The sequence below is a fragment of the Streptococcus ovuberis genome (assembly GCF_012396585.1).
GTDB classification, from domain to species: domain Bacteria; phylum Bacillota; class Bacilli; order Lactobacillales; family Streptococcaceae; genus Streptococcus; species Streptococcus ovuberis.
This window is the reverse complement of sequence record NZ_JAAXPR010000004.1, coordinates 71,024-87,417: the sequence shown is the minus strand read 5'-3', so window position 1 is coordinate 87,417 and position 16,394 is coordinate 71,024. Positions and strand designations below refer to the sequence as shown.

12 protein-coding genes are annotated in these 16,394 nt (G+C 44.3%); 11 read left to right on the top strand and 1 reads right to left on the bottom strand.

The window, feature by feature from the left end; genetic code table 11:
- The first annotated feature begins 60 nt into the window (after window positions 1–60).
- The 4 genes from HF992_RS03495 (at window position 61) to HF992_RS03480 (ending at window position 5,554) form a co-directional block, all read left to right on the top strand.
- Window positions 61–1,668 carry a ribonuclease Y gene (locus tag HF992_RS03495; RefSeq protein WP_168548676.1) on the top strand — a complete coding sequence of 536 codons (1,608 nt, stop codon included), beginning with the start codon at window positions 61–63 and terminating at the stop codon, window positions 1,666–1,668.
- An 80-nt stretch (window positions 1,669–1,748) separates the two neighbouring features.
- On the top strand, window positions 1,749–2,375 hold the full coding sequence (gene gmk, locus HF992_RS03490) for a guanylate kinase (RefSeq protein WP_168548675.1): 627 nt from the start codon (window positions 1,749–1,751) through the stop codon (window positions 2,373–2,375).
- Between the two features lie 23 nt (window positions 2,376–2,398).
- A complete protein-coding gene (gene rpoZ, locus HF992_RS03485) occupies window positions 2,399–2,713 on the top strand; it encodes a DNA-directed RNA polymerase subunit omega (protein WP_168548674.1) in 315 nt (104 codons plus the stop codon).
- A gap of 450 nt (window positions 2,714–3,163) precedes the next feature.
- Window positions 3,164–5,554, top strand: a complete 2,391-nt coding sequence (locus tag HF992_RS03480) for a primosomal protein N' (protein ID WP_168548673.1) — start codon at window positions 3,164–3,166, stop codon at window positions 5,552–5,554.
- Window positions 5,555–5,567: 13 nt separating this feature from the next.
- Here the strand turns inward: HF992_RS03480 and HF992_RS03475 are convergent, their stop codons facing one another.
- Window positions 5,568–6,527 (bottom strand): helix-turn-helix transcriptional regulator, encoded by a 960-nt coding sequence (locus HF992_RS03475; RefSeq protein ID WP_168548672.1) that lies wholly within the window; start codon window positions 6,525–6,527, stop codon window positions 5,568–5,570.
- A gap of 139 nt (window positions 6,528–6,666) precedes the next feature.
- On the opposite strand from HF992_RS03475, the gene HF992_RS03470 reads away from it, so the two are divergent.
- From HF992_RS03470 to HF992_RS03440, 7 genes are all read left to right on the top strand, one after another.
- The gene (locus HF992_RS03470) at window positions 6,667–6,933 is read left to right on the top strand and encodes an MFS transporter (RefSeq protein WP_168548671.1); all 267 of its coding nucleotides are present in this window, start codon (window positions 6,667–6,669) and stop codon (window positions 6,931–6,933) included.
- Window positions 6,934–6,942: 9 nt separating this feature from the next.
- Window positions 6,943–7,860, top strand: a complete 918-nt coding sequence (locus HF992_RS03465) for an MFS transporter (protein ID WP_168548670.1) — start codon at window positions 6,943–6,945, stop codon at window positions 7,858–7,860.
- A gap of 16 nt (window positions 7,861–7,876) precedes the next feature.
- Window positions 7,877–10,171: an alpha-L-rhamnosidase gene (locus HF992_RS03460; RefSeq protein WP_168548669.1), complete on the top strand. Its 2,295-nt coding sequence runs from the start codon at window positions 7,877–7,879 to the stop codon at window positions 10,169–10,171.
- A 102-nt stretch (window positions 10,172–10,273) separates the two neighbouring features.
- Window positions 10,274–11,662 carry an MFS transporter gene (locus tag HF992_RS03455; RefSeq protein ID WP_168548668.1) on the top strand — a complete coding sequence of 463 codons (1,389 nt, stop codon included), beginning with the start codon at window positions 10,274–10,276 and terminating at the stop codon, window positions 11,660–11,662.
- A 127-nt stretch (window positions 11,663–11,789) separates the two neighbouring features.
- Window positions 11,790–14,042, top strand: coding sequence for a glycoside hydrolase family 3 C-terminal domain-containing protein (locus HF992_RS03450; RefSeq protein WP_168548667.1), 2,253 nt, complete (start codon window positions 11,790–11,792; stop codon window positions 14,040–14,042).
- A 12-nt stretch (window positions 14,043–14,054) separates the two neighbouring features.
- A complete protein-coding gene (locus HF992_RS03445) occupies window positions 14,055–14,906 on the top strand; it encodes an MBL fold metallo-hydrolase (RefSeq protein WP_168548666.1) in 852 nt (283 codons plus the stop codon).
- A gap of 9 nt (window positions 14,907–14,915) precedes the next feature.
- Complete coding sequence (locus HF992_RS03440) at window positions 14,916–16,379, top strand: DUF1593 domain-containing protein (RefSeq protein WP_168548665.1); 1,464 nt, start codon at window positions 14,916–14,918, stop codon at window positions 16,377–16,379.
- Window positions 16,380–16,394: the final 15 nt, after the last annotated feature.

Below are 16,394 nucleotides of genomic sequence, written 5' to 3'. Positions count from 1 at the left end.
TTGTGGTAAAATAATAAGGAATTTGTCTAAATTCATAAAAATTGAAAAAGAGGTGAAGACATGCCATCAGTTATGATTATGCTTGTCTTTGCGCTCCTAGGTTTAGCCATTGGTGGCCTGTTGATTTCCTTGAAGATGAAGGCTTCAAAGGAAGCAGCAGAGCTAGCCCTTCTCAATGCTGAGCAAGAGGCGACTAATCTTCGTGCCCAGGCAGAACGACAAGCAGAGGAACTTGTCCAGACTGCTAAGCGGGAATCCAACGCGTTGAAAAAAGAAGTCCAGCTGGAAGCAAAAGAAGAAGCGAGAAAGTATCGAGAGGATATCGAGAAAGAATTTAAATCTGAAAGACAGGAATTGAAACAAACGGAAGCTCGTTTGGCAGAGCGCGCTTCAAATCTTGATCGTAAAGATGATAATTTAACGAATAAAGAAAAGACACTCGAGAAAAAAGAGCAAAGTCTCGCTGATAAAACTAAACATATTGATGAGCGCGAAGCAAAGCTGACAGAGTTAGAAGCTCAAAAAACAGCCGAGTTGGAAAAAGTCGCTCAAATGAGCCAGGCAGAGGCGCGCGAAATCATTTTAGCGGATACGCGTCAGGGCTTGGAACATGAAATTGCTGGTCTGATTAAGGTTGCCGAAGCCGAAGCCAAGGAAAAATCAGACAAGGTGGCCAAGGATCTTCTAGTTCAGGCCATGCAACGCATTTCCGGAGAGTACGTGACTGAGCAGACGGTGACCTCACTCCATCTGCCAGATGAAAACATGAAGGGACGGATCATCGGCCGTGAAGGTCGAAATATCAGGACCTTTGAGAGTTTGACAGGGATTGATGTGATCATCGATGATACTCCTGAGACAGTGGTCTTATCAGGATTTGATCCGATCAGGCGTGAAATTGCACGCATGACTATGGAAACGCTTCTCCAAGATGGGCGTATTCATCCTGCGCGTATCGAAGAGTTGGTAGAGAAAAAACGCCTAGAGATGGACCAGCGGATAAGAGAGTATGGTGAAGCAGCGGCTTATGAGATTGGGGCACCAAACCTTCATCCTGATTTGATGAAAATCATGGGACGTCTCCATTTCCGTTCTTCCTATGGACAAAATGTGCTGCGACACTCTATCGAGGTTGGGAAGCTTGCCGGTGTTATCGCAGGCGAGCTGGGTGAAAATGTTGCTTTGGCCCGTCGAGCTGGTTTTCTCCATGATGTCGGTAAGGCGCTTGATCGGGAAGTTGAAGGAAGTCATGTCGAAATTGGTATGGAATTGGCGAGAAAGTATAAGGAAAACCCTGTGGTGGTCAATACAATCGCTAGTCACCATGGAGATGTGGAAGCCGAATCCGTTATTGCTGTGATTGTTGCAGCGGCGGATGCCCTCAGTGCTGCTCGTCCAGGAGCACGGAGCGAATCAATGGAAAATTACATCAAACGACTTCAGGAATTGGAAGAGATCGCAACAAGCTTTGACGGTATCCATCAAGCTTATGCCCTCCAAGCAGGTCGTGAAATTCGTGTGGTGGTTAAGCCGAACATTGTGAAGGACGATAAAATCACGATTCTGGCCCATGATATTCGCCAGAAAATTGAGAAAAACCTGGATTACCCAGGTAATATCAAAGTTACAGTTATTCGTGAGACTCGCGCAGTGGACTACGCCAAGTAGCCTGATTAGAAGCAAGAAAAAGCACTTGAAATCAGGTGCTTTTTCTGTTAAACTAGTAGGAAAGTAATTGAGGAGTTGACATGAAAGAGCGAGGCTTACTGATTGTCTTTTCAGGCCCATCGGGTGTTGGAAAAGGAACGGTCAGAAAAGAGATTTTTGAACACCAGGATAATAAATTCAAATATTCTGTTTCTATGACAACAAGGCCTCAACGTCCAGGGGAGGTTGATGGTGTGGATTATCATTTCCGTACACGTGAGGAATTTGAAGACTTAATTCGTCAGGGCCAGATGCTAGAGTATGCCGAATATGTTGGTAATTACTATGGGACACCGCTTAATTATGTCAACGAGACCTTGGACCAAGGAGTCGATGTTTTCTTAGAAATTGAGGTTCAGGGAGCCTTGCAGGTCAAATCCAAGGTACCAGATGGGGTCTTTATCTTCTTGACGCCACCTGACTTAGAGGAGTTGCAAGATCGTTTAGTAGGACGCGGGACGGATTCCGAAGAGATTATTGCCCAGCGGATTTCTAGAGCTAAGGAAGAGATTGCTCTCATGCGTGAGTACGACTATGCGGTAGTTAACGACGAAGTTCCCTTAGCTGCAGAGCGGGTGCGTCGCATTATTGAGGCGGAGCATTTCCGTGTGGAGAGAGTGATTGGCCGCTATGCTGAGATGGCATGCGCGGAAGTTCCAGCTAAATAAAAATAGAAACGAGATAAACCATTATGATGTTAAAACCGTCTATTGATACCTTGTTGGACAAGGTTCCATCAAAGTATTCCTTAGTCATTTTAGAAGCGAAACGCGCCCACGAATTAGAAGCGGGTGCAGCACCGACTCAGGATTTTAAATCAGTGAAATCTACCCTTCGTGCCTTAGAGGAAATCGAATCAGGGAATGTTGTGATTCATCCTGATCCAGAAGCAAAACGTGAGGCTGTTCGTCGCCATGCAGAATTGGAGCGTCTCCGCAAGGAAGAAGAAGAACGTAAAATCAAAGAGCAAATTGCCAAGGAAAAAGAAGACGGCGAAAAGATCTAGCCAGGTCTGGTGCGTCCTTGATACACTAGTGAAGTTGAGACAAGGGCTCAACTTCTCTTTCTTTCTTTCTTTCTTTCTTTCTAACGAGAAAGGAATGTTGCCCACTAATTCCAGACGATCCTCTCACAGCCCTCAATAGCGAATTCGGTCGGTATTCCTGAAAAATAGTTTTGAAGGTAGTGAGAAGTAAGGGCTCGGTCGTGGTTCTTTTATGATGGGGATGGGATTGATTTTAGGGACCTGGTTTTTGGTGCTTGTGTCATACCTCAAGCTCTTCCAAGGACCATTGCAGAGCAGGTCTATTTGAGATGGGCACTATTGGTATTGGGGCAGTCAGTTTGGAGCTCCGTCAAGACAAAATGGCTTGGCTGAGCTTTAGAGGGGGTGAAGGCTGGGGAAGGTGTGCCAACATTTCAAAAAAGTTGTGGCCCCAGAAGGGAGGAGTAAGAAATGAAAAAAATAGCCAAGGTCATTGTGGATGTGCCTCTGATGCAAACGGACCAAGCCTATTCTTATGCCATTCCTGAAGCTCTGGATGGCTTGGTTTCAAGGGGAATGCGGGTTCATGTTCCCTTTGGCAGAGCCAACCGCTTGCTTCAAGGTCTTGTCGTCGATTTGGAGGAAGTTTCGGTCCTTGAGGATGGGCTCAAGGAACTGGTTGAAGTCTTGGATACCCAGCCTGTTTTGACAGAGGAATTGCTTTGGTTGGCAGATACTATGCGTGAGACAGTCTTCTCCTACAAGATTTCAATCTTAAAAGCCATGCTCCCTAATGTCCTCAATTCGACTTATGATAAGTATTTGTTTCCCTTAGACAGCTTGCCAGACGCCCAGCGTCAGGAGTTGTTTGGGCAAGAAACTTCTATACGGTTTACGGATTTATCGGTAACTAAGCAAGCTCAGGTAATCCGTTTGGCTCAAGCTGGTCATATTCGTGTGGAGTATTTGGCAGAGGATAAGAAAAAGGTAAAAACAGAAGCTTGGTATCGGGTTAACACCTCCTTATTAGAGGGGGGTGTAATGACCTCTCGCGCTAAGAAGCGTCAGGAGCTGCAATCTTTTTTACTAGAACATACGGGCGATGGGCGTTTGACTGATTTGCGTCAGGAATTCTCAGCGCCAGTAGTCAAATATTTTCTGGAAGCAGGGCTTATTGAGGCTTTTGACAAGGAGATCAGTCGAAGTCAAGCCTATTTTGAAGGGATTAAGCCCAGCCAACCCTTGACGTTAAACCCTGAACAAGCTAAGGCTGTTTCAGCAATCACTCGCCAAATGGGTCAAACTTCTCAAACCTTTTTATTACAGGGAATTACCGGTTCTGGCAAGACAGAAGTCTATCTGCAAACCATTGAGGAGGCTATAGCAAGGGAGTTGACCGCAATTATGCTGGTTCCCGAGATTTCGCTGACTCCCCAAGTGACGGAGCGGTTTGTTAGCCGTTTTGGGGATAAGGTGGCGATTTTACATTCTGGGCTATCAGATGGTGAAAAGTATGATGAGTGGCGAAAGATTGAAACTGGTCAGGCTCAGGTAGTGGTTGGTGCTCGCTCTGCGATTTTTGCCCCCTTACGAAACATTGGGGTAATCATCATTGATGAGGAGCATGAAGCAACTTATAAGCAGGATAATCATCCGCGTTACCATGCGCGGGAGGTGGCGTCCTTGCGCGCCCAATATAATCAGGCCAGTTTAGTTTTGGGGTCTGCAACGCCAAGTTTGGAAAGTCGAGCAAGGGCCAGCAAAAAGGTGTATCACCGCTTGGTTCTAAGCCAGAGAGCTAATCCTAATGCTCAGATTCCAGAGGTGACAGTGGTTGACTTTAGAGATCATATCGGTCAAACAGAGGCAGGGAATTTTACCCCTTATCTTCTTGAGAAGATTCGAGAAAAGTTAGCGAGAAATGAACAGGTAGTTCTCCTGTTGAACCGTAGAGGATATTCCAGTTTTGTCATGTGCCGTGATTGTGGGGCGGTTGATGAGTGCCCGAACTGCGATATTTCCTTGACACTGCATATGGATACTCGCTTGATGCATTGCCATTATTGTGGTTTTACCAAGGAAATCCCACAACTTTGTCCATCCTGTCAAAGTAAGGCCATCCGTTATTATGGAACAGGGACACAAAAGGCTGTTGATGAATTGCAGACTCTCTTGCCTGAGGCACGGATTTTGCGGATGGATGTGGACACAACCCGTCAAAAAGGCGCCCATGAAAAGCTCTTGGAAACTTTTGGGCGCCATGAGGCAGATATTCTCTTGGGGACCCAGATGATTGCCAAGGGTCTGGATTTTCCAAATGTGACCTTAGTTGGTGTACTTAACGCAGATACAGCCCTTAATTTACCTGATTTTAGGGCCTCAGAACGAACCTTCCAACTTCTGACTCAGGTGGCAGGTCGGGCAGGTCGAGCAGATAAACCAGGTGAAGTCATTATTCAGACCTATAATCCAGATCATTACGCTATCCGATTTGCCAAAGAGCAGGATTATGAGGGGTTTTATCACTATGAGATGGCAATCAGAAGGCAACTTCGATACCCACCTTATGTTTATACGGTAGCCTTGACCTTGTCGCATAGAGAGGAGTCCTTTGTCACTCAGCAGGCCTATCGGGTGATGGGATTGTTGAAAGAGCAGTTATCTGATCAGGTTCAGCTGCTTGGGCCAACGCCAAAGCCGATTGCACGAACCCATAATCTTTACCACTACCAAATTTTAATCAAATACCGCTTTGAAGACCAATTAACCCAAGTTTTAAACCAAGTTCTGGACTTGACACAGGAAACTTCCAATAAAGACCTTAAACTCAGTATTGATCACGAACCTCAACATGTGATGTAAGGGAAGCTTTGTGTCATTCTCGATTTGACTGCACAAGCTGACGGTACTGTCTAGGAGTAAGAGTGGTCTCTTTCTTGAATAGGTTGTGGAAATGGCTCTCGCTCTGATAACCAGACTGCTCAGCTATTTGACGAATAGTCAGTTCTGAGTCAAGCAATAGTTGGCAGGCATTAGTGAGTTTGGCCTGAGCGATATGCTGAGAGACCGTTAGTCCTGTTTGCTGGCGGATATGTCTGGAAAGATGCCCTTGACTGTAGTTTAATTGCAGGGAAAGCTGTTGTAGATTGATGGTTGCAGCCTGTTCTTTGATCAGTCTGAGGCAAGCTTTAGATAAGGGGTCAGAGGGATGATATCTAGGCTGATTTTGATTGAGGAGGCTGTGCAAAAATGTCATCAGATGAGCAATAGTAACGAGTGTCGGTTGATACTCGTTTTTATAATAATTAAGGATAAAGGTCCTGAGTTGAAGAATAAGCTGGTCGTTTACAAGGGAAGGTTCAAGAATAAGAGGCGTTTGGAAAAGCTTCTTTGACATATTTGAGTCCAGAGCGATCATTTTTTGAAAGAGGTCAGGGTGAACCAAAGTATTGACAACAGTAGTGGGTTGAGAATCAATAGGCGCAATTAAATGGGATTCTCCGATAGGGATGTAGCAAAGGCTACCACTATCTAAGACGGTGGTGGTTTCCTTAGTGAGATGAAGGAGACGGCCTTCGAGAACATAAAGGAGTTCAATATAGTCATGGTCATGCCATTGCGATGGATAGGACATTTCATGCGAAGCAACGGCCAGCTGAGCTGTTTCGGGGAGATGCAGAGTTTTTAGCAGGTCCTCAAAGCAAACATGGCTGGTTTTTTGATGGATTTGATGAAAAGGCATGAAAGTATCATCAAAGATTAAATAGTTTGAGAACTGTTCTATTACCTGATGGTCAGGATCAAGAGAAGGCAGTTTCCAATTCATTTTGGGCATAATCTACTCTCTGAATTTAATTTTAATATCATATTATCACAGTATTGTGTTGTAGGCAAGCATTGAATTACTACGGGATAAGGCATAAAATGGGGAATATCAATCACTATTAATCATTACTGACAAAGGAGGTTTTGATATGGAAGTCAAAACAAAAATAGGCGTTACTAGCCTTGTGGCAATGAATCTTTCAAGTGTCGTGATAGGATCTGCCATTGCTGCTATTGTAAGGACCTTTCCCGGTCTACCTACTTCAAGTGTTCAGTTATTGGCAACTTTACCTGGTTTAGGTTCGCTAATAGTTACCCTTATTGTAGGGCCATTATCGATGAAAATGTCGAAGAAAATGCTCTCTTTAATTGGTATGACTTTGATTACACTGGGAGGATTTGCTCCGGCGATTTAGAATAGTTCGATGACTGGTATGATGCTGTGCTCGATTGTTTTAGGATTGGGTATTGGGTTGGTATCAACCTTAAGCCCTATGGTCATTTCCGAGACCTTTAGCGGTGAGGAGCAATCAACTGTTTTGGGATTAAGTACGGGAACAACGTCTTTAGGCGGTATGTTAATGATGGCGTTAGGGGGCTACTTGGGCGCAAATGATTGGCGGTTGCTTTTTTGGGTGTTCTTATTTGGTGTCCCTGTTTTTTTAACGATTTTGCTTTGTTTGCCTAAAGACGAAATTGCTAAAGGGAAACGAGTGTCCTCAAAACAGCCTAAAACTAGCTTTATCCACTTATTAAGGTCTCTAAATCCTTATACAATTTTTGTATATCTAGCTGTTTTTATTTTGGTATTGGCTATAAATGCCTATATGGCCAATTTATCACTAGTCATTGTGGAGAAAAAAATGGGTGATACGGCAACAACAGGCTTTATCAATGCTATTGGAAGTCTTGGTGGAATTGTTGCAGGTTTTGGTTTTTCGCTTATTCGACGATTCACAAAACCACATACCTTGGCTCTAGGGTTAGTAGGCCTCTCCCTTTCGCTTTTGATAACTTTTTTTGCTAGAAGTACTGTCTTTATGGGACTTAGTGGTATCTTGTGGGGGATAGCCATGGTTTCTGTTATGGCAAGTTCCCCTTTCCTTTTATCAATGCTTTCAAAGCCGGAGCAAATTCCAGTAGTCATGTCTATTTTTGCAGTTATAAATGGACTTGCAGGAGCCTTAGCACCAAAAATCATGAGTATGTTCGGGGTAGCTACTGGTACACCTTCTATTTTATTCGGTGCTCTGATTAGTTTAATAGCGGGTGCGATACTCTTGATGTCACGATTTGGCTATCGCGCTGAAAATGGGTTGTTGCTACAAAATAATGGAAATTAGTTAGAAGAGGTTTTTAATGAAAGAAAACAAACAAAACTGGACTGGACGATGGATTTCAAGTGACAATGCGAAGGTTTCAGAAGAACCAGAGTTTTCACTGGAGGAAATGTTCTCTGGGCAGACTCGTCCTCAAGCTCCTGTTGAGGAGCGATTGCATCCAACAGTCTATTTTAAACGGGTATTTACAGTTCAAAAACCAATCTTAGCTGCTCAGCTGGTTATGACCTGTCAAGGGATTTATCAAGCTTATTTGAATGGTGAGAAGGTAACTGAGGCGATTTTTACACCCGATTATACAGACTATAATGATTTCCTCATGTATCAGACTTATGATGTGACAGCACTGGTGAGAGGTGGCCATAATGTATTGGCAGTTGAGGTGGCGGATGGCTGGTACGCAGGGCGAATCAGTGTCCAAGGAGGAAGTGCCCAGTTTGGGGACCAGCTGGCTTTATTGGCTGATTTAGAGCTCACATTTGAGGATGGGTCTCGGGATGTTATCGGGACAGATCAGCAGTTTAGTGCTGGTTCTGGCAAACATTGCTATGCAGATATCCAAATTGGTGAGAAGCAGGACCTGAGGTTGGAGACGGATTGGAAGGAATCGTTAAAGCCTTTAGAACGGTCAGTCTTTGAAGTGGATGCAGATTATAAGCGTTTAGCTCCTCAGCAGGGACCGATGGTCTATCGCCAAGAACACTTTCCTGCTCAAGCTTTTTGGAAAGAAGACGATGCGATTATAGTTGATTTTGGACAAGTCATAGCGGGCCGTGTAAGATCAGAGGCTTTCTTAGCAGACGGCCAAGAGATAAGGATAGAGCATGCGGAAACTTTGGACGAGCATGGTAAATTCTTTCAGAATATTGTTGGCCGTAACAAGGATGCGACCGATAGCTTTATTGGGCGAGGTCGCAAGGAGGTTTTAGAACCGGATTTTACCTTTCATGGATTTCGCTATGTGAAGATTACGGGGTTGTTGAAAGAGCATCTTTCAACCATTCATGCCATAGCAATCTATTCTGACATGGAGAGAACAGGTTACTTAAAAACCAGTAATGACAAGGTTAATCAGCTCTTGTCCAATATTTTATGGAGTCAAAAAGGCAATATGCTCTCTGTTCCGACGGATTGTCCTCAAAGAGAGCGCGTGGGATGGACAGGCGATATGCAAGTATTTGCCCCGTCTTCAACCTTCTTTTTAAAGAGCGACGCTTTGATTAGTCGATGGCTTAAGAGTGTTCGACTAAATCAGAAGAGCAATGGAGAGGTGATAGATTACTCGCCTGCACCAAGAGATGCTGCTAAGAGCGTTGCTTTTACGGGATCTTATTCTTCTGCGGGTTGGGGCGATGCGATCATTATGGTCCCTTGGACCCTTTATGAACGCTATGGAGATCCAGGCATTTTAGAGGAAAATTATGAGGCTATGGTGCGTTGGTTTGAGTTTTCAAAGCAGAGTGCTGCCGGAGATAAGGTCGGCAATGCCCGTTATATTTGGGATACCAAATTTCACTATGGGGACTGGATGTTTCCGAGTTTTATGATGGCTAATCCCAATCCTATGAAGACAGCAGAAGTCACTAAAGACCTTGTGGCAACAGCTTTCTTAGCCCATTCAGCTGAGTTGCTGGCTAGCATTTCAAAGCGACTGGGGAAAGATGGCGCTCCTTATCTGGCCTATTCTCAACAAGTGAAACAGGCGTTTACGGAGTATTTTGTCACTGCAGATGGCCTGTTGACAAAGGATTACCAGGGTTGTTATGTTTTGGCCTTAGCCTTTAATATGGTGCCCCAAAAATATCAAAAGGCGTTGATTGCTCGTTTAGTCACCTTAATACATGACAATGGAGATCGATTGGATACAGGATTTTTATCCGTCCCCTACCTTTTGGATGTCTTATGCACACACGGTGAAACGGAGTTGGCGAAAACGCTCTTCTTCCAAGAAGCCTGTCCGTCTTGGTTTTATGAAGTGAATCAAGGGGCAACGACGATTTGGGAATCATGGGCAAGTATTCAGCCAGACGGCAAAGTTGGAACATTTTCATTTAATCACTATGCTTTTGGCTGTGTTTTAGACTGGATAATCCGCGAAACGGTTGGTTTGAAACCAGTCGCACCAGGGTATCAGGCTGTTTCTATTAGACCAAGTCTTGAAATCGTAGACGCCTTTGAAATGTCCTATCAAACACCTTTTGGTGAGATCAGGATTCAAAAAGATGGAAAACAATGGGCAGTGAAGTCGCCGGATAAGATCCAAATGACGATCGATTTGTCAGCTGTGGGAGGAGAGTTGATTGAATCAATCTAAAATCTACGAAATGAACACATAAAAGGGATTATTTAGCGATAGTGTAAACGATATCAATTGCGTAAAATAGAACCATAGAAAAAACAAAAAGGAGCTTATCCTATGGAAATCAAACAACCTCAGGAGAAGTTAGACAAAAAGTTCGCCTTCTTCCATGCAACTTCTGTGAGTGGGCCAGCCATGGTAATTGCTGCTGCAATGGCATCATTCCTAAGTATTCATATGACGGACAACCTAGGAATTAGTGCTACATCTGGTGCATTGATTATGTTGATTGCAACATTATGGGATGCCATTAACGACCCTATGATGGGTGTCTTGGCTGACCGTACGAAATCTAAGTGGGGACGGTATCGTCCATACTTCTTACCTGCTCCATTGCTGCTCACTTTCTTTGCCACTATGGTTTGGGTCGTACCCGATTTCTCAGCATCTGGGAAATGGTGGTATTTCTTATTGATGTATATTGGCTATGGGATGACTGTGACGATGTACACGATGCCACAAATGGCTATTTTGCCAGCCCATGTAAAAGAGGATCGTAACCGTAACTTGATTATCTCATTGGGTGCAGGTGCAACTGCGATTTCCTTTACCATTGGTTCGTCATTTGGTATGGATATCAAGGCTTGGTTTGAAGCAACTCTCGGTGTTTCAAATGGTTATATTCCATTTATGTTAATCCTTGGAGCCTTATCTTGCGTAACTTTCTGGGGCTTATTTGGGTCTGCGAAGGAAAAATATATTGAACCACTTCCTGATCGCCCACTTTCGGCAGATTTGAAACGCATTTTGAAGCATAAAGAATTAGCACCGTTTATCGTGGTTTGGGTTTTAGCTTCTCTAGGGTATGGCTTAGGTTTTGCAGCATCGGTTTATTATGTCATGTACTATTGGGCTCGTCCAGATTTAATTGGTACTTACATGGCACTAACTTCGCCAGCAGGTATTATCTCAATGATGGTGGTTATGCCGTTGGTGCTTAAATACTTGAAAACTGCTCAAAAAGCATTGGCCTTCTCAGTCTTTGCATCAGGTATTTTCTTTGTTGCCCTCTTCTTCTTTGGTAAAACAAATTTTATTCTTCTGGTTGTCCTCAGCTTTGCAGCTGCCATGTTCTCAACAATGCAAAATGCTTTGGTTAACGTTTTGGTGAACGATGCTATTGACTATATCCAATTTACTGAGGGAATTTCAGCTAATGGTGTGATTTCATCTATCAAAGGTTTTGCTCAGAAGTGTGGGAATGCTTTAACCAACTCAGGTGTTCTCTTTGTTCTTGGACTAGTAGGTTATGTCCCTAATGCTATTGGCCAACAAAATGAAGCGACCATGTTTGCCATCAATTTCTTACGTTTTGGTGCTCCGGTTGTTATTGGTTTGATCATGCTGTTAGCGCTTCGCTTCAATCCAGTTGATAAACATCGTGAAGATATTGCGGCTATGAAGGCATTGATTCGCGATCACTCAGATGACAATCACGAGGCATAATCTCTAAATAAGAAGTCGTAGCGACTTTCAAAAAGGCTCTATATCAGTGATATGGGGCCTTCTTTGGCAGTTTGTAGTAAAAATAACAAAAAATACGAAATGAACATAATTCAGAAAGGAAATGACTATGAAAACGGTAAAAGAGATCGTTTCAAAAATGACTTTAGAAGAAAAAGCGGGGCTTTGTTCAGGGGCTGATTTTTGGCATTTGAAAGGCTTGGAGCGTTTTGGAATTCCAAGTGTCATGGTTAGTGATGGCCCGCACGGACTCAGGAAGCAAGATATGGTGGCTGACCATCTGGGCATTAATGACAGTATACCGGCTGTCTGTTTTCCAGCCGCCTGCTGTACAGCTGGTTCTTTCGACCGTGAGTTGTTAGCGCATATGGGACAAGTGATTGCCGAGGAATGTTTGGCAGAGGAGGTATCCGTTATATTAGGTCCTGGTATGAACATCAAACGGTCTCCTTTGTGTGGTCGAAATTTTGAATACTTTTCAGAAGACCCTTATCTGACAGGGCAGTTGGCCAAGGCTTTTGTCCAAAGAGCACAAGCGTGTGGTGTCGGAACCAGTCCTAAACATTTTGCAGTGAACAATCAGGAAAAATGGCGGATGAGTATTTCAGCAGAAGTAGATGAACAAACCCTGCGAGAAATCTATCTTCCAGCTTTTGAGACGGTTGTCAAAGAGGCACAGCCCAAAACCATCATGGCCTCTTATAATCGTATTAATGGTGTCTATGCCTCTGAGCATCATCGGTTATTAACGGAAATTCTGCGTGACGAATGGGGGTTTGACGGTTATGTCATGTCTGACTGGGGAGCAGTAGATAGGCGTGTGGAAGCTCTGAAAGCGGGTCTTGATCTGGAAATGCCCAGCTCTAATGGGATTAATGATGCTGAGATTGTTCAGGCGGTAAAGGACGGGAGGCTTGAGGAAGCTGTTTTAGATCAGGCGGTTGAGCGGATTTTAACGGTTATTTTAGACTATACCTCTCGTTATCAAGCAGTTGTTTGGGATAAGGAAAAAGATCATGCTGAGGCGAGACGTATCGCAGAAGAATCAGCGGTTCTTCTTAAAAATGAAGGTGTCTTACCCCTTAATTCTCAACAAAAAATAGCCTTTATTGGGGAATTTGCTAAGAACCCTCGCTTCCAGGGTGGTGGCAGCTCTCATATTAATGCCTTTAAGGTCTCCAATGCCTTAGATGCTGTATCTGGGCTGGGTAATGTCCACTTCGCGCAAGGGTACCGGTTAGAAGAAGGTACTGATGAGCAGCTTATTGCTGAGGCAGTTACTTTGGCTAAGGCCAGTGATGTTGCTGTGGTATTTGCTGGTTTGCCTGAAAGTTATGAGTCTGAAGGCTATGATCGTCAACATATCGATTTGCCAGCTAATCAGAACGCATTGATAGAGGCTGTCGCTGTAACTAATCCTAAGACGGTGGTCGTTCTCCATAATGGTTCAGTGGTAGCTATGCCGTGGGCAAGTCAAGTAGCAGGTATTTTAGACATGTATTTGGCCGGTCAAGCTGTAGGAGAAGCAACGGTCAATCTGCTTTACGGCAAGGTTAACCCGAGTGGCCGTTTGGCAGAAACCTTCCCGTACCAGCTCGAAGATAACCCGTCACACCTTAATTTCCCAGGCGATGGAGACAAGGTTCAGTACAAGGAAGGTTTATTTGTCGGCTACCGCTACTACGATAAGAAAAAAATGGACGTGCAATTTCCGTTTGGGTATGGGTTGTCTTATACGAGCTTTAGCTACCAGGATTTGAAAGTCAGTCATACAATCTGTCAAGATACAGATCAAGTAGAAGTGAGTGTTCGCGTCACCAATAGTGGAAATCGTGCTGGTAAAGAAGTGGTCCAGCTCTATGTCAACCGTCAAGTTGATTCATCCCTTCGTCCTGTTAGAGAGTTAAAAGGGTTTGAGAAGATTGCGCTGGCACCTGGAGAATCTAAAGAAGTAACCTTCACACTAACCAAACGCAGTTTTGCGGAGTACAATACGCTATTACATGATTGGTATGTGCCTTCTGGAGATTATGTTATTGAAATTGGGAAGGATTCCCGCACCATCGTTTTGAGCCAAAATATTTCAGTAAAGAGTTCTCAGGTTCTCCCCTTCGTCATTCACCGCAACACCACTCTTGGAGAGTTGATGGAAAATCCTAAAACGAGAGTATGGACAGAGGACTTGAAACGCAAAATGGACGCTTTCTTCCACCCAGATGGTGTGGATCAAGATAATGCGGTTTCTGATGATATGGGTGACAGCATCTTCAAAAACATGCCACTTAGGGGTGTGACACCCTTTGTAGGAATGACCAGCGACGAATTAGATGCTGTCATTAGAGAACTGAATGAACAAATCTAAAAGGAGTAACAAATGAATCCATTAGATATTTTTGCGGCATATTCGGCTTACCAAATGAAAGAAGGCACCTGGGCTATTAACTTCATGTCAGGAAGTCAGAATATCTACTTGTTGGAGGGAGAAAGCAGTGCTTTGCTCCTTGATACAGGTTATGGATCGGGGACCTTGCGAGCATTTGCTGAACAGTTGACGGACAAACCCTTGATTTGTGCCAATACCCATTTTCACCCAGACCATTCAGGTGGTAACGGCGAGTTTCAGGAGGTTTTAATCCCGAGAGGGCATGATTTAGATGACAAGTCTGTGACCAATAATACGGGGCCATTTGATATCACGACTCTCCCCTACCCAGACTACAGACGTGTGACCTTATTGCCAGGAGACACGATTGATCTTGGCGGGCGTATCATTGAGCTGTTAGAGGCCAAGCCAGCCCACTGCAATTCCTCGCTCTTTTTCTTCGATGCCAAAGAACGTCTCATGTTCTGTGGCGATGAGATGGAGTCAGCTCAAGTCCTTTTGTTTGAAAATTCGAGAGACCCTGAAGTTGCCAAAACTTACGATGTGAAAGAACGTCTACTGAATTTTAAGGCCAATACAGAACTCTTGCTTGATTATTCAGATCGCTATGATTATCTCCTGCCAAATCACAATGGCGCTCCGATTGCGAGGTCCTACTTGACGGACTATCTTAACTTGGTTGAGGGGATTTTTGAAGGCACAGTTGGCATTGAAGATAAACTTAACCATCGCTTTATCGAAATGGATCCAAGGTCAGCTCGTTTTTGCCGGATTCGGTATGGCAAAGGAAGTATTATGATTGAAAAAGCGGAAGTGCTAAAGGTTTATGGAAAAGGAAACTAGGAGGCGTTTATGACAAAAGTGAGACCACGGACCATCGTGACGACCGATGGTGAGATTGATGATATTAATTCATTTATTCGATTGTTGCTCTATACCAATGATTTGGATGTGGCGGGTATTATCCTGACCTCCTCTAAATTCCACTATAGTGGCACAGCAGATAAACCAGCCTATCGCTGGACAGGGACGACCTGGATTCCTGAGATGATTGAACGTTACGCGACGGTTTATCCTAACTTGATCAAGCATGATCCTAACTACCCAAGTCCAGACCATCTGCATAGCCTCTATCACATCGGCAATATCGCTGATGTCGGTGATATGGCTGAAGAAACGGATGGGTCTAATCATATGGTTTCGGTTCTTTTGGATGATAACCCTCAACCGGTGTATATCCAGACTTGGGGTGGGACCAATACCACTGCGCGTGCCCTTAAAACAATCCAAGAGCGGTATGAAGGAACGCCAGAATGGCCAGCGATTAAAAAGAAGGTGGAAGATAAGGCTGTTCTCTACATTATTCTCAACCAGGATGATACCTATGAGCAGTACATTGCTAAGCACTGGGATTTGACGATTGTCAATGACTATACCAACTTTGGATTCTTTGCCTATGTTTGGCGCTACCTTCCCGAGAAGACTCAGGCGGTCTTTCAACCGGAATGGTTCAAAAAACAGATCAAAAACAAGGGCGCGCTCTTAGACCAATATGCCTTGATTGGGGATGGGCACTACCTTGAGGGGGAACCTGATGAGTTCCAATTTGGGACACAGGATTACCTCGATAAACACCCTGAGGTGAAGCCTTATTCTTTTATCTCAGAAGGTGATTCTCCCTCTTATTTCTATCTCTTAGCGCAAGGGTTACGAGGGTTTGAACACCCAACATATGGCGGTTGGGGTGGTCGTTTTGATTTGCTTCATGGTAAGACTTATGGCAATAAGACGGCTGATTATAATCCTGAGACAGGCCGTTTTGAGACGGAGTACAGCATTGCTCGGTGGATTCCTGATATTCAGGCAGATTTTGCGGCAAGAGCGAACTGGTGTGTTGCAGAACGTTTTGATCAGGCGGTGCACTACCCAGAGTTTACCGAACAATCACGCGATATCTCTGTTCAAGCTGGGCAAACCATCACCTTATCCGATCCAGCCAGTGATCCAAATGGTTTCCCCTTGACCTATAAGTGGTCCTGCTATTATGAGGCTTCTAGCTATTGGGACCTGAGCCAAGTCCCCCTTCAGATGGTTATGGGGAAACTAGGGGATATGGAGATTCCTATTGCCCAGCATTCTGAGCCGATGCTACTCGAAGCGGAATTCCCTATGGCTGGAAGCGACAGTTCGGAAGTCACCTTTACGATTCCTGCGGATGCTCAGCTAGGAGATACCTTTCATATCTTGTTAGAGGTGGCTAATCAAGCCGAAACCCCATTAAAATCCTATCAACGCTATATTTTGATAGTAGCCTAAAGAAAGTGTGATTCT